13 protein-coding genes are annotated in these 13,491 nt (G+C 63.7%); 9 read left to right on the forward strand and 4 right to left on the reverse strand.

Annotated features, from left to right (window positions below):
• From DBR22_RS04540 to DBR22_RS04560, 5 genes are all read left to right on the forward strand, one after another.
• Positions 1-325 (forward strand): ABC transporter permease subunit (locus tag DBR22_RS04540; RefSeq protein WP_146187385.1); only part of this gene is annotated, 325 nt, incomplete at its 5' end.
• Complete coding sequence (locus DBR22_RS04545; RefSeq protein ID WP_108597983.1) at positions 322-1,065, forward strand: ABC transporter permease; 744 nt, start codon at positions 322-324, stop codon at positions 1,063-1,065. The genes DBR22_RS04540 and DBR22_RS04545, both read left to right, overlap by 4 nt.
• Entirely contained in the window at positions 1,062-2,021 is a 960-nt protein-coding gene (locus DBR22_RS04550; protein ID WP_108597984.1) for an ABC transporter substrate-binding protein, read from the forward strand. The genes DBR22_RS04545 and DBR22_RS04550 overlap by 4 nt, the downstream gene beginning before the upstream one ends.
• A 129-nt stretch (positions 2,022-2,150) precedes the next feature.
• A complete protein-coding gene (locus DBR22_RS04555) occupies positions 2,151-3,371 on the forward strand; it encodes a pyridoxal phosphate-dependent aminotransferase (protein ID WP_108597985.1) in 1,221 nt (406 codons plus the stop codon).
• 50 nt (positions 3,372-3,421) lie between these two features.
• Positions 3,422-4,276: a PPK2 family polyphosphate kinase gene (locus DBR22_RS04560; RefSeq protein ID WP_108597986.1), complete on the forward strand. Its 855-nt coding sequence runs from the start codon at positions 3,422-3,424 to the stop codon at positions 4,274-4,276.
• A gap of 49 nt (positions 4,277-4,325) precedes the next feature.
• On the opposite strand, the gene DBR22_RS04565 is transcribed toward DBR22_RS04560, so the two are convergent.
• Both DBR22_RS04565 and xseA read right to left on the reverse strand, forming a co-directional pair.
• Complete coding sequence (locus DBR22_RS04565) at positions 4,326-4,544, reverse strand: exodeoxyribonuclease VII small subunit (protein ID WP_108597987.1); 219 nt, start codon at positions 4,542-4,544, stop codon at positions 4,326-4,328.
• Positions 4,537-5,850: an exodeoxyribonuclease VII large subunit gene (xseA, locus tag DBR22_RS04570; RefSeq protein WP_108597988.1), complete on the reverse strand. Its 1,314-nt coding sequence runs from the start codon at positions 5,848-5,850 to the stop codon at positions 4,537-4,539. Before xseA ends, DBR22_RS04565 begins: the two co-directional genes overlap by 8 nt.
• Positions 5,851-6,051: 201 nt before the next feature.
• On the opposite strand from xseA, the gene DBR22_RS04575 reads away from it, so the two are divergent.
• Together DBR22_RS04575 and DBR22_RS04580 are read left to right on the forward strand one after the other, a co-directional pair.
• Positions 6,052-6,903, forward strand: a complete 852-nt coding sequence (locus tag DBR22_RS04575) for a hypothetical protein (protein ID WP_108597989.1) — start codon at positions 6,052-6,054, stop codon at positions 6,901-6,903.
• Positions 6,904-6,912: 9 nt separating this feature from the next.
• Positions 6,913-7,992, forward strand: coding sequence for a 4-hydroxy-3-methylbut-2-enyl diphosphate reductase (locus tag DBR22_RS04580; RefSeq protein ID WP_108597990.1), 1,080 nt, complete (start codon positions 6,913-6,915; stop codon positions 7,990-7,992).
• Positions 7,993-8,103: 111 nt separating this feature from the next.
• Here DBR22_RS04580 and DBR22_RS04585 read toward each other — a convergent pair whose 3' ends face one another.
• The gene (locus DBR22_RS04585; protein ID WP_108597991.1) at positions 8,104-9,336 is read right to left on the reverse strand and encodes a DNA recombination protein RmuC; all 1,233 of its coding nucleotides are present in this window, start codon (positions 9,334-9,336) and stop codon (positions 8,104-8,106) included.
• Positions 9,337-9,453: 117 nt separating this feature from the next.
• On the opposite strand from DBR22_RS04585, the gene ychF reads away from it, so the two are divergent.
• Complete coding sequence (gene ychF, locus DBR22_RS04590; protein WP_108597993.1) at positions 9,454-10,539, forward strand: redox-regulated ATPase YchF; 1,086 nt, start codon at positions 9,454-9,456, stop codon at positions 10,537-10,539.
• 99 nt (positions 10,540-10,638) lie between these two features.
• Here the strand turns inward: ychF and DBR22_RS04595 are convergent, their stop codons facing one another.
• Positions 10,639-11,682, reverse strand: a complete 1,044-nt coding sequence (locus tag DBR22_RS04595; protein WP_108597992.1) for an LLM class flavin-dependent oxidoreductase — start codon at positions 11,680-11,682, stop codon at positions 10,639-10,641.
• Between the two features lie 133 nt (positions 11,683-11,815).
• Here DBR22_RS04595 and DBR22_RS04600 point away from each other — a divergent pair.
• On the forward strand, positions 11,816-13,491 hold a 1,676-nt coding region (locus tag DBR22_RS04600; protein WP_108597994.1), incomplete at its 3' end, for an ABC transporter family substrate-binding protein.

The raw sequence follows: 13,491 nt of genomic DNA on the forward strand, positions 1-13,491 counted from the left end.
CCTGCCGCTGTCGCTGCCGGTGATGTTCGCCGGGCTCCGGGTGGTCTCCGTCAGCAACATCTCCCTCGTCAGCGTCGCGGCCCTTCTCGGGGTTGGCAACCTCGGGATGCTTTTCACCGACGGACTGCAGCGCAACTTCGTCACTGAAGTGGTGGTGGGGATCGTCGCCATCCTGGTGCTCGCGCTGGTCATGGACGGGGTACTGGTCCTGCTCGAACGGCTGCTGACCCCGTGGACCCGGGCCGTCAAGGCATCCGGTCCGTCCACGCCCCTCACGGCCGGCTACGTGGCCGACGCCCGGGTGCATGCTGGGGCGGGGCCATGAGCATCTTTCTGGACACGATCGCCTGGATCGCCGATCCCCTCCACTGGACCGGCAGTTCCGGCATCCCGGTCCGGCTGCTGGAGCACCTCCAGTACAGCGGACTGGTCCTGATCATCGCAGCCGCCATCGCAGTACCCGTAGGCCTGTATATCGGGCACACGGGCCGCGGACGGGTGGTGGCTGTTGCCGTGGCCGGTGCCCTGCGGGCCCTCCCCACCCTTGGCCTGCTGGTCCTCTTTGCCCTGCTTGCGGGCAGCGGCCTCATGCCTCCCGTGTGGGCGCTCGTGATCCTCACGGTCCCCCCGCTCCTCGCGGGAACCTACGCCGGAATCTCCAGCGTGGACCGGACAGTGGTGGATGCAGCCCGCGCCATGGGAATGACCGAGCTGCAGATCCTGTTCAACGTTGAGCTGCCCAATGGACTCCAGGTGATGTTCGGTGGCATCCGGACCGCGGTGCTCCAGGTCATCGCCACCGTGTCAGTGGTGGCCTACCTCCCGCTGGGCGGGCTGGGCCGCTACCTGTTCGACGGTCTCGTCCTCCAGGATTTCCCCCGGATGCTTGCCGGTTCGGTACTCATCGCGGGCCTGGCCATCGTTGTTGACCTCATCCTCGCCGGAGTGCAAAGAACCCTTCTTTCGCCCGGCCTCTCAACTGATTCCCGCGGTGGCCAGCAGGCCGCCGCTGATCTCCCAGCTGCCGCGCCTGCGCCAGCTGCTGTTCAAGGAGGTACCCCATGAAAGAAATCGTCCGGAACAACCTCACGCGCCGGGGACTGGCTGGGCTGGCCGCCGGCGTCGGCCTTGCCGTTGCACTGACCGCGTGCGGCGGCAGCGATCCGCTGTCCACGCCCACCACGAGCGCCGGCGGCGGAGGCACAGCCGGCGGGTCGCTGGTGGTTGGCTCGGCGGACTTCCCGGAGAGCCAGATTGTGGCGGAAATCTATGCCGGGGCCCTGACGGCCGCCGGGGTCACCGCCACGACCAAGCCGAACATCGGTGCCCGCGAAATCTACTTCAAAGCAGTCCAGGACGGTTCCGTGGACCTCGTTCCGGATTACTCCGGCAACCTGCTCTCGCACGTGGACAAGGAAGCCGCAGAAGTCTCGGCCGAGGACATCTACAAGGCCCTGCCGGAGAAACTGCCCCAGGGCCTCGCGGTCCTGGAGCCATCGAAAGCCGAGTCCAAAGACGCCATGGTGGTCACCAAGGCCACCGCGGAGAAGTACCAGCTGAAGTCCATCGAGGACCTTGCCAAGGTCTGCAAGGACCTGACCATGGCGGCGCCGGCCACGTTCGAAACCCGCGCCTACGGCTTCCCGGGACTGAAGGCGAACTACGGGTGCGAACTCAAAGCCCTCAAGCCGTTCAGCGACGGCGGCGGCAACCTGACGCTGCAGGCCCTCCTCACGGACGAGGTACAGGTGGCGGACATCTACACCACCACCCCGTCGATCGCGGACAACGATCTTGTGGTGCTGGAGGACCCCAAGAACAACTTCAAGGCCCAGCAGGTCCTGCCGCTGTACAACACGGCGAAAATGACGGACAAGGCCAAAGAGGCTCTGAACAACGTCTCGAAGATACTCACCACCGAGGACCTCGTGAACCTCAACCGCGCGGTGAGCGGCAGCCAGAAGCAAAACGCCAAGGACGCTGCCGCGTCGTGGCTGAAGGACAAGGGCATCGTCAAGTAGGAACCGGCCCGCGGGCTGAACACCTGACCACGACGGCGGCTGCCGCTCCCAACCGGGGGCGGCGGCCGCCGTCGTTCGTGTGTCTGAGGTCTCAACGGAATTACATCCTTCCTGTGGCATATTTGATGGATGGCAGAATTCAGGCAGTCCACCAAGCTTCACAACGTCCTTTACGACATCCGTGGACCGATTCTTCAGGCCGCCCAGCAGATGGAGGCAGAGGGTCACCGCATCCTCAAACTGAACATCGGAAACCCCGCACCGTTTGGGTTTGAAGCGCCGGACGCCATCCTGGTGGACATGATCCGCCACCTGCCCCATGCCCAGGGCTACAGCGACTCCCGCGGCATTTTCTCGGCACGCACCGCCGTCTCGCAGTACTACCAGACCCGCGGCATCCAGAACATCCACGTTGACGACATCTATCTTGGCAACGGTGTCAGCGAGCTCATCACCTTGTCCCTCATGGCACTGCTGAACGACGGCGACGAAGTGCTGATCCCCACCCCCGACTACCCGCTGTGGACCGCGTCAGTGGCACTCGCGAGCGGTAAGCCGGTGCACTATCTCTGCGATGAGGAATCCGGTTGGCAGCCGGACCTTGAAGACCTTGAAGCCAAGATCACGCCCCGGACCAAGGGCATCGTGGTCATTAATCCGAACAACCCCACGGGCGCTGTCTACCCTGAGGACACGTTGCGGAAGATTGTGGCACTGGCCGAGAAACACGGGCTGGTGATCTTTGCCGACGAGATCTACGAAAAGATCCTGTACGAGGACGCCGTGCACATCAACCTGGCCGCCCTGACCGGTGACGACGTCCTTTGCCTCACCTTCAGTGGCCTGTCCAAGGCCTACCGGGTCTGCGGCTACCGTGCAGGCTGGATGGCCATTTCCGGGCCAAAAAAGGACGCCGCCGACTACCTTGAGGGCATCAGCCTGCTGGCGAACATGCGCCTGTGCGCCAACGTCCCGGCCCAGCACGCAATCCAGACCGCACTGGGGGGCTACCAGAGCATCAACGATCTCATCCTGCCGGGAGGCCGCCTGCTTGAGCAGCGCAACAAGGCCTACGACATGCTCAACGCCATCCCCGGTGTCAGCACCCAGCAGGCCCGGGGCGCCATGTACCTCTTCCCCAAGCTCGATCCCGAGGTCTACCACATCCGCGACGACGAGAAATTCGTCCTGGACCTGCTGCGCGAGCAAAAGATCCTGGTCTCACACGGCCGGGCCTTCAACTGGGTGCGCCCGGACCACTTCCGGATGGTCACCCTGCCCCTCGTCAAGGACCTCGAAGAGGCGATCAACCGCATGGCGGACTTCCTGAGCCGGTACAAAGGGAACTAGCCTAGGTTCCACGTGCCCTTAAGCACGTGGAACCTTGGGAAAGGACCGCCATGGACGGCGTCGTCGAGTTCGAACAGCACCCTTCCGAAACTCTGAGGATCGGAAAGGATTTTTCCCTCGCCGACGCAGATCCCGACGCCACTCCCGGGTACCCGGGCAACAAGGCGGACGGTCAGGCAATACTGGCCGAGCTGGACGGCGCGCTGGCGGAACTGCAGGAAAAGCTGTTCGCGGAGTCACGCTTCGGCGGCAAGAAAAGGATGCTCCTGATCCTGCAGGCCATGGACACTGCCGGCAAGGGCGGGATCGTCAATCACGTCATGGCGCCGATGGATCCGCAGGGTGTGCAGTTCAAGGCCTTCAAGGCACCCACCGAGGAGGAAAGATCATATGACTTCCTCTGGCGGATCGAGAAGGAAGTCCCGGCTGCGGGCATGGTGGGCATCTTTGACCGGTCCCATTATGAGGACGTCCTGATCCACCGGGTCCATAACTGGGCAACGCCCGAGGAAATCAAGCGCAGGTATGCGGCCATTAACGAATTCGAGGCGCGCCAGACTGCCGCGGGCACCAAGATCATCAAGGTGATGCTCAATATCAGCAAGGATGAACAGAAATCCCGGCTCCTGGCCCGGCTGGACAACCCTGCCAAGCATTGGAAATACAGCAGTGGAGACCTCAAGGAGCGGGCATTCTGGGGCGACTACGTGAACGCCTACCAGTCCGTCTTCGACGCGACCAACACCGAGCACGCCCCTTGGCATGTGGTCCCGGCCAACAAGAAATGGTACGCCAGGATAGCCGTGCAGCAACTGGTACTCGGAGCGCTGACTGACCTGCGGCTCGAATGGCCCAAAGCCGAGTTCGACGTGCCCATCGAACGCGAGTTGGTCGAAAGGTCCTGAGCTTCCGGAGGTTCCTGGACCTTCCGGAGGGTCCCGGCCGAGTGGCTGGCTAGAGCGGCTGGTCGCGTGCTGCGGCCAGCCGTTTCCGTGCACCCTCAAGCCACTCCTCGCAGCGCTTGGCCAAAGCTTCACCCCTCTCCCACAGCGCCAGGGACTCCTCGAGGCTGGCGCCCCCCGCCTCGAGCTTGCCCACCACCTGCACGAGCTGTTCACGGGCTTCCTCGTAGCTCAGGGCTTCGAGGTCTGATGCGGTCTTTGGCTCAGTCATGTGATTCTCCTTCGTGAAGTTTTCCGGTGGAGGCCGCGCCAAAACGGCCCAGGGCCACGCGGACCGTCAACGGTGTGCCTGCCGGGGCCTGTTGGGGGTCGCGGACCACTGAGTGCCCGGCCGGGTCATCAGGCCGGGCCGGCTCGCTGGGGATGAGCTCCACCACGGCGTAGCCCCGGTCAAGGGTCTTTTGCGGCGACAAGGCCCGCACCTGGGCCTGCAGATGCACCAGCTGATCGGCAGCCCGCACCACGGTGGAGCTCACTGCGGCCGATGACCTCCGCAGGAGACGTTCGATTTCCTCCGAGCGCACGGTGACCATGCCCTCCGGTGTGGCAAGGACGGGCCGCGAGTGAAGGGCAGAGAGCCGTTCGGTCTCCCGCTCCACCAGTCTGCTGATGAAACGGCGCAGGTGTTCCCGGGTCTGGCGTACGCCGGCCAGTTCCTCGGCAACATCAGGAACAATCCTTTTAGCAGCATCGGTGGGTGTGGACGCGCGAAGATCCGCGACGTCGTCGAGCAAGGGGCGGTCTGCCTCATGCCCAATGGCGCTGACCACCGGGGTGGCCGCCGCGGCCACGGCACGGATCAGTTCCTCGCTGTTGAAGGGAAGCAGGTCCTCGAGGGCACCTCCGCCGCGGGCTATGACGATGACGTCCACATCCGGACGGCCGTCCAGTTCCTTCAGGGCCCGGATGATCTGCGCGACTGCGGTGTTGCCCTGGACCGCGACTTCACGGATTTCAAATTCAACCGCGGGCCAGCGCAGTGCCGCGTTTTGGAGGACATCTTTCTTGGCGTCCGAGTCCCGGCCGGTGATCAGGCCGATGCGGTGGGGGAGAAGGGGCAACGGCTTCTTCCTCGAGTCCGCAAACAGGCCTTCGGCGGACAGTGCCTGGCGCAGCCGCTCGATGCGGGCCAGGAGATCGCCGAGGCCGACGGGCCTGATGTCCCTGACCTGCATGTTGATTCGTCCGGTCTTAATCCAGAACTCCGGCTTGAGCAGGGCGACCACGCGGGAACCACGCTCAAGGGGCAGATTCTGCCGCTCCAGGATTTTGGACCAGACCGAAGCCGGAAGGGAAACCTCGGCGTCGACATCGCGCAGAGTCAGGTAAGCGTTGGTGCCGCGCCGGTTAAGCTCGATCACCTGGCCCTCGACCCACGCAGCAGGCGCCCGGTCAATGTGCATCTTCAGTTTCTGCGACAGCAGCTGAAGGGGCCAGGGATTGTCCGGGCTCGTCTCTGCGGCGGTGGCAGGCAGGGTGGAGGGTGCCGTGCCTGGCAGGGCAGCCTGTTCAGACATGCGCCGGCCCTCGCAACGGTGTGGCTGGTGGCATGGGCGGTCCTCTGTCTGATGCTATGTACGTCTGGGCTTGTATTTCAAAGATTGAACTTCAGGGCTTGTGTTCAACCTTATCCATAAGCTGTATCACTCCGGACTGACAGTGTCCGCCCACCCGGCCCCTCTAAGATGGCAATGCCGCCCGATGATTAAGGACTTGCTGTGCGTACTGTTGTCTCTGCCGTTGCCGTCATCCTGGGCGTAGTGCTCGCAGCCTTGGCTGTTCCGGCCATCTGGCTGGACCGTCACGTGGTGCAGGAAGACGGCTTCGTGGCACTTGCCGCGCCGCTGGGCAGCGATGATGAGTTCCAGCAGCGGCTGGCGGCAGCTGCCATCGGCACCATTGACACAAGTGCCGTCCCGGAGGTTTTTGCCGGCCTCCTCGACCCGGTACTGGAAGCGGCAGCGGAATCCCTGACGGGTCTGCCTGGTTACCCGGCGGCCTGGGAGGAAACACTCCGCAGAAGCCACCGCCTCAGTTTTGCGGAGCCCGGCACCCTCCCGGCCGAAGTGGATTCCAGCACCGCACTCACCCTGGATGTGGCCCCTCTTGTGGCACTGGGTATGGAGGAGTTGAGCCGGACTTCGGGGCTGCCGTTGGATCCGCCCGGCCAGACGCTGATTAACGTCGGGCAGGCCAACCAGCGCCAGCTTATCGAACAGGCCGCCGCCTATGCGCCCCTGGGGTACAGCCTCGCCATCGGTTCCGGAATCGCGTTGCTGCTGGCACTGGTGGCCGCGCGCCGGCGCTGGGTGGTGGTTTTCAGTACCGGAATTGGCGGGCTCCTGATCGCGGGCCTGTGGGCTGCCGGATCCCAGCTCGCCGGGGACACGGTGCTGGCGACAACGAGTGGCAACGAGATCGCTGACATGTTCAAGAACGAATTCGCCGCCGCAGCAACAGCAAGTTTCCGGACGTGGACTTTGGCGGCCGCGATTGCAGGCGTGGCCCTGGCCGTGGTTGGCATTGTGGTGCGCATCGCTTCTCCGGGACGCAGGGGTTCAACCCGGTAGCATGGTGCCATGACCTCCACCGCTGTGCCCCTTTCGATGCCAACCGTCCCACGCAGGCGGCGTACGCCAGAGGAAGTGTCCGCGGCTGCTCCGGTGACGGGGCCCAAGAAGGTACTCCTGGCGGCCCCCCGTGGCTACTGCGCAGGAGTGGACCGGGCTGTTATCGCAGTGGAAAAGGCTTTGGAGCACTACGGTCCGCCCGTCTATGTGCGGAAGCAGATAGTGCACAACGTCCACGTGGTCAGCTCGCTCGAGGCGCAGGGCGCCATCTTCGTCGATGAAACCGACGAGGTCCCTGAGGGTGCGCTGGTGATTTTTTCCGCCCACGGGGTGTCGCCGGCCGTCGTCCAGTCAGCCGAGGACCGCGGGCTGCGCACCATTGACGCCACCTGCCCGCTGGTCACCAAGGTGCATAAAGAAGCCGTGCGCTTCGCCAAGGACGATTTCGACATCCTGCTGATCGGCCACGACGGCCATGAGGAAGTTGAAGGAACAGCGGGCGAAGCCCCCGAACACATCCAGATCATCAATGGCCCCCACGAGGTGGACAAAGTGACCGTCAGGGATCCGGAGAAGGTCATCTGGCTGTCCCAGACCACCCTCAGCGTTGACGAGACCATGGAAACGGTCCGGCTGTTGAAGCAACGTTTCCCCACACTGCAGGACCCGCCCAGCGACGACATCTGCTACGCCACCACCAACCGTCAGGTGGCCATCAAGAAGATCTCGCCGCAGGCCGAACTGGTGATCGTGGTGGGATCAGCAAACTCTTCGAACTCTGTGCGCCTGGTGGAGGTGGCCCTGGAATACGGGGCCAAGGCTTCCTACCGGGTGGACTTTGCCAATGAGGTGGACGAAGCCTGGTTCGAAGGAGTGGCAACGGTGGGCGTCACGTCCGGGGCTTCAGTTCCGGAAGTTCTGGTCAAGGACGTCCTGCGGTTGCTCGCCGACTACGGCTACGGCTCGGTGGAAGAAGTAGTCACCGCTGAGGAGGACCTCCTCTTCTCGCTGCCCAAGGAGCTCCGGGCCACGCTGAAGGAAGCCGGCGACGTCACCCGTGCTCTGGGCGGCCGCCGCTCCCGCAGCTAGCGGGTCCGGCTCCGGTTCCCGCAGCTAGGGGGTCCCGGCTCGGCGGATCTGCTGGCTGGTCACGCGACCAGCCGCGTACTGACTGGGACCGCCGGTTTGCCGGCAGAGCCGTCATGCCGCGGCGTCATCCTCCTCAACCCTGGGAGAAGCTTCCTGAAGCTCAGGAGCCGCCAGGGATCGCGGCGTAACTTCCAGGGCAGCCGGCGTGACCAGTCCGGTTTCGTCCAGGGCGTTGAGCTTGCGGGCCGTTGGCAGGATTCTTGCCTCAAGCGTTCCCACCATCATGTTGTAGCGGTCCACCGAGGACTTCAGCGACGTGCCCAGTTTGCCCACGTTCTCGCCCAGGGTTCCCATCCGTTCGTACAGCTGCCGGGCAAGGTCGAACAACTCGCGGGCACTGTCCGTGAGGACATCCTGACGCCAGGTGAAGGCCACTGACTTCAGCACGGCCAGCAGCGTGCTGGGCGAGGCCAGGACAACGTTCCTGGACAGCGCGTGGTCCAAGAGCGTGGCGTCTGCCGTCAGTGCTGCGGCGAGGATGGATTCTGCCGGCAGGAAGCAGATCACCAGCTCAGGGGAGTTGCCGGGGATGTCCCAGTACTTCTTATTGCTGAGCGAATCCACATGGGCCCGGAGCGCCTTGGCGTGGGCCGCCAGAAGGGCTTGCTGGCTCCCGGGGTTCTGGCCTGCCGGGGCCTGCCCCTGCCGTGTACCGAATTCCTGGGCCTCGAGGTAAGAGGACAGAGGGACCTTGGCATCCACCACCAGCTGCTTGGCCCCGGGGAGCTGAACCACAAGGTCGGGACGGAGCGCAGAATCCGTGCCCGCGCTGTGGACCTGCTCAAGGAAGTCCACATGCCGAAGCATTCCGGAGGCTTCAACCACCCGGCGCAGCTGCACTTCACCCCACTGGCCGCGGGCGCTGTTGGAACGGAGAGCTGATTCGAGCGCGTGCGTGCTGCGGATCAGCTGGGCATCGGACAGCCGGGCTTCCTGCAACTGCTGCGCCAGCTGACCGTATTGCTCCAGCCGGTCGCGTTCCAGCAGCGCTACCTGCTGCTGCACAGCCGTGAGCTTTTCGGCGACCGGGGCCAGGGCCCTGAGGACACTCCCGTCCTGGTTGCGGGCCTCGCCGAGTTCCCGGTTCTGGAGCGAGAGCAGGCGGCGTTCAGCGTCCGCCGCGGCGAGCTGGGCGCTGACACCGGAGAGCCTCGATGAGACGGCGTCGAAGTCCTCCTCCAGCGCGTGGGTGCGCTTGCGCAGGAAAAAATAGGCGGCGGCGGCGCCGGCGACGGCACCCACCAGCAGCATCAACAGGGCGAGAATCAGGGCTAAAGCATCCATAGCCTCACTGTGGCATGACCCTGTGACATTTTCCGGAACCGACATATTCCAGCGGTGCGGGACCGCTCCGGGACCCGCTGGGGCCAAGGAGACCTGCAACCGGTAGAATCAATGCTCGTGGCTCTTACTATTGGCATCGTCGGACTGCCCAACGTCGGCAAATCAACTCTCTTCAACGCACTGACCCGCAACCAGGTCCTGGCAGCGAACTATCCGTTCGCTACCATCGAACCCAATGTCGGCGTCGTGAACCTGCCGGATCCCCGGCTCAAGCAGCTTGCGGAGATCTTCGGCTCCCAGCGACTGCTGCCCGCGCCGGTGTCCTTCGTGGACATCGCCGGCATCGTGAAGGGTGCTTCCGAGGGCGAAGGCCTGGGCAACAAGTTCCTGGCGAACATCCGTGAGGCCGAAGCCATCGCCCAGGTGGTGCGCGTGTTCGATGACCCCGATGTCATCCACGTGGACGGCAAAGTGGATCCCCGCTCGGACATGGAGACCATCAACACCGAGCTGATCCTGGCCGACCTCCAGACCATCGAAAACGCCATTCCGCGGATCGAAAAAGAAGTCAAGATCAAGAAGCGCGAAGCTGCCGAGCTGGCGGCCATCAAGGCAGCCCAGGCGGTGCTGGAACGCGGCGACACTATCTTCTCCTCGATCACGCGGGACAAGCTGGAGATGGAGCACCTCAAGGAACTCAGCCTCCTGACAGCCAAGCCCTTCATCTATGTCTTCAATGCTGACGAAGGCATTCTGGGCAGCCCGGAGAAGCAGGAGGAGCTGCGTGCCCTGGTTGCCCCGGCAGACGCCATTTTCCTCGACGCCAAGCTTGAGTCGGACCTCGTTGAGCTTGACGAGGAAGAGGCCCGCGAGATGCTGGAAATGAACGGCCAGGATGAATCCGGCCTCGACCAGCTGGCCCGCGTCGGATTCCATACCCTGGGCCTGCAGACCTACCTCACGGCCGGTCCTAAGGAAACACGTGCGTGGACCATTCACCAGGGCGACACAGCCCCCCAGGCAGCCGGTGTGATCCACTCCGACTTCCAGCGCGGGTTCATCAAGGCTGAAGTCGTTTCCTTCAACGACCTCATCGACGCCGGCTCAATGGCGGAAGCCAAGTCCCGCGGCAAGGTCCGCATTGAGGGCAAGGAATACGTGATGGCAGACGGCGACGTGGTGGAGTTCCGCTTCAACGTTTAGTTCATGCTGGAAAATCGCGTCCCGGACATAGCCGGGGCGCGATTTTTTGGTGCTGAGTCACGTCCTGCTGATTGAAGGTGGCTCCGGCCCAGGCGCCGGTTATACCGCCGCCGCCGGTGTCCAGCCCAAAGCGGGACCCAGTTTGGTGGCTATGTCCGTGAGAATTTGGACGTAATCCTCATGGTCGAAGCTGAAGGGCAGTGCGAACGCCACTTCGTCCACTTCCTGGAACCCGGCGTGGGCGTACAGCTGTTCGGCAATCTGATCGCTGGTGCCGATGAGGTCGGGTGCGAACAGCATCCCTTTTGGCCCGTGCGGCACCCGCGTACGGGGAGTACGTTCATCGACGTACCGTTGGTACTTCTCCCGCTGTTTCCCTGAAGCCGAATCGGTTGGAATCACCACGAGGCCCTGTGAGACCCTGGCTGGACCGGGAGCCGTAACGGATGCAGCGGCTTCGCGGTAGGCGCGGATCTGTGATTGCTGGATACGGGCAAACTCCGGTTCCTGATCTGCGCCGGCAAAGACCACACTGCTGGACAGCAGGTTGAATCCGTTGGCCCCGGCCCAGATGGCCGACTCCTTGCTTGCCGCCCCATACCAAAGACGTTCGCGCAGCCCGGAAGAGTGAGGCTCCACGCGGTTGGAGAATTCCTCAACCACACCCTGCTTGCCGGAAAATTCCCGGACCGGTTCGCCTGCAATGAATCGTGCCAGCCGCTCGACGCGGGCGTAGCTGAAGTCCTCCAACCCGGCGGAATCCGGGTACAACGCGTGCTTGATCGTGTCGTAGTGCATCGGTTCGCCCACGCTCAGCCCAGGATTGATACGTCCGCCGGCGAGGAGGTCCACGGTGGCCAGGTCCTCAGCCAGCCGCAACGGGTTTTCCCATCCCATTGGGGTGACGGCGGTTCCCAGCTCAATCCGGGACGTGCGCTGGCTGGCCGCCGCCATGATGGCAATGGGGGAGGAGATGCCGAACTGCAGATGGCGGTGGCGCAGCCAGGCACTGTCGAATCCAAGCCGCTCGCCCAGTCCGATGATCTGCAGCGTCGATTCGTGCCCCGCGGCTGGATCCGCAGGATCGAACAGGCCAATAGTAAGGAATCCGAGCTTGCGCAGCGGCCGTGAGGAATCGGGCATGGGCTTCCTTCAGAGGATCGGTGGTACGGCTGTTGCCCCATAGTATGCCGACATTAGCCCACGCCCTGAACCGCTAGAATTCAAGGAAAACAAGGCCGTTCAAGGTCTGACTCGGGACAGGCAAAGGAGACGCATGCCTCTGAGGCGTTTGATTCAAGTCATCACCGGGGCCGTCGCCGCCGCCCTGGTTCTCTCAGGGTGCTCCGGTTCCGGTGGCGCTGCTCCGGTGGTTGTCGGCGAGACGAACCGCGGCGGCAGTGTCACCGTGGCCGAGGTGAATGCATTTACCTCGTTCAATCCCTTCAGTGCCGGTGGAAACACGGATATCAACACCAAGATCGGCCACATCACCCATTCAGGCTTCTACTACGTCGATGACACCGTGAAGGTGGTCCGGAATGAAAAGTTCGGCCGCTACGAGAAGGTTTCCGACAAACCCCTGAAGGTGAAGTACACGGTCAACGAAGGCGTGAAATGGTCCGACGGCGATGCCATAGACGCCGGAGATCTCCTCCTGTCCTGGGCGGCAGGTTCCGGCTACTTCGACGATGCTGACGCAGAAGCGGGGACAGGCACCACCTACTTTTCCGCTGCCGCTGACACGACCGGCCTCGCCGGCACAGTCTTCCCCGAGATCGGCAGTGATGGCCGGTCCATCACACTGGAGTATGCCGCCCCCTACGCTGACTGGGAAGTGGCGTTCGACGTCGGACTGCCGGCCCATGTTGTCGCCGCAAAAAGCGGACTGAATGATGAAGCGGACCTCATTGACCTGCTCAAGGAGTCGCCCGGCGGAGATCCTGCCGAGCCGGAAGTCAATGCCCCGCTCAAGCGCGTCAGCGACTTCTGGAACTCCGGCTTCGACACCAAGACCCTGCCGGATGACCCGGCCATGTACCTTTCCAGCGGCCCCTACCTGGTCCGGGACATCGCTGCGGACACCTCCGTCCGGCTGGTGCGGAACAGGGACTACGTGTGGGGCCCGGAGCCATTCCTGGATGAGATCACCGTCCGGTTCACCGGGAGCGCACCCGCTGCCGTCAGTGCGCTCAGGAGCGGTCAGGCGGACATCATCGCCCCGCAGCCATCGGCCGGCAACGAAAGCCTCTTCGACGGGCTGAAGAGCCAGGGCAACACCGTGCAGGAGTTCAGCCAGGCCGGCTATGACCATCTTGACCTCAAATTTTCGGGCCCCTTCGCCGACAGGGATGTCCGCCAGGCCTTCCTGAAGACAGTTCCCCGGCAGGAGGTTGTCGACGCTGTAGCCGGTGCCGTTCCCGACGCCGAGCCCCTGGATTCACACGTTTTCCTGCCATCGCACCCCAAGTACCCGGACACCGTGAAGAACAACGGTTCGGCAGAGTATTCCGAGGTTGACATCGAGGGGGCGAAGTCGCAGCTCCGCGGTGCTTCCCCGACCATCCGGATCCTGTACAACCGGGATAACCCGAACCGTGTGCGTGCCTTTTCCCTGATCCGCGACTTCGCCCGCCTGGCCGGTTTCACGGTCGAGGATGCCGGACTCGGAAACTCCGACTGGGCAGCTGCGCTCGGAAGCGGAAACTACGATGCTGCCATTCTCGGCTGGATCAGCACCGGGGTGGGAGTTGGCCGCGTACCGCAAATCTTCAAGACCGGCGGCGGCAGCAACTTCAACGGATTTTCCGACGACGACGCCGACAAGGTGATGGAGGAACTGGGCGCCACGACGGACCTGGCCAAGCAGGACGAGCTCATGGCGGCAATCGACAGGCGGGTCTGGGAAAGCGCCTATGGCCTGCCGCTGTACCAGACCGCCGGGACGGTGGC

This window comes from Arthrobacter sp. HMWF013 (assembly GCF_003061105.1).
In the GTDB taxonomy this organism is placed as follows: domain Bacteria; phylum Actinomycetota; class Actinomycetes; order Actinomycetales; family Micrococcaceae; genus Arthrobacter.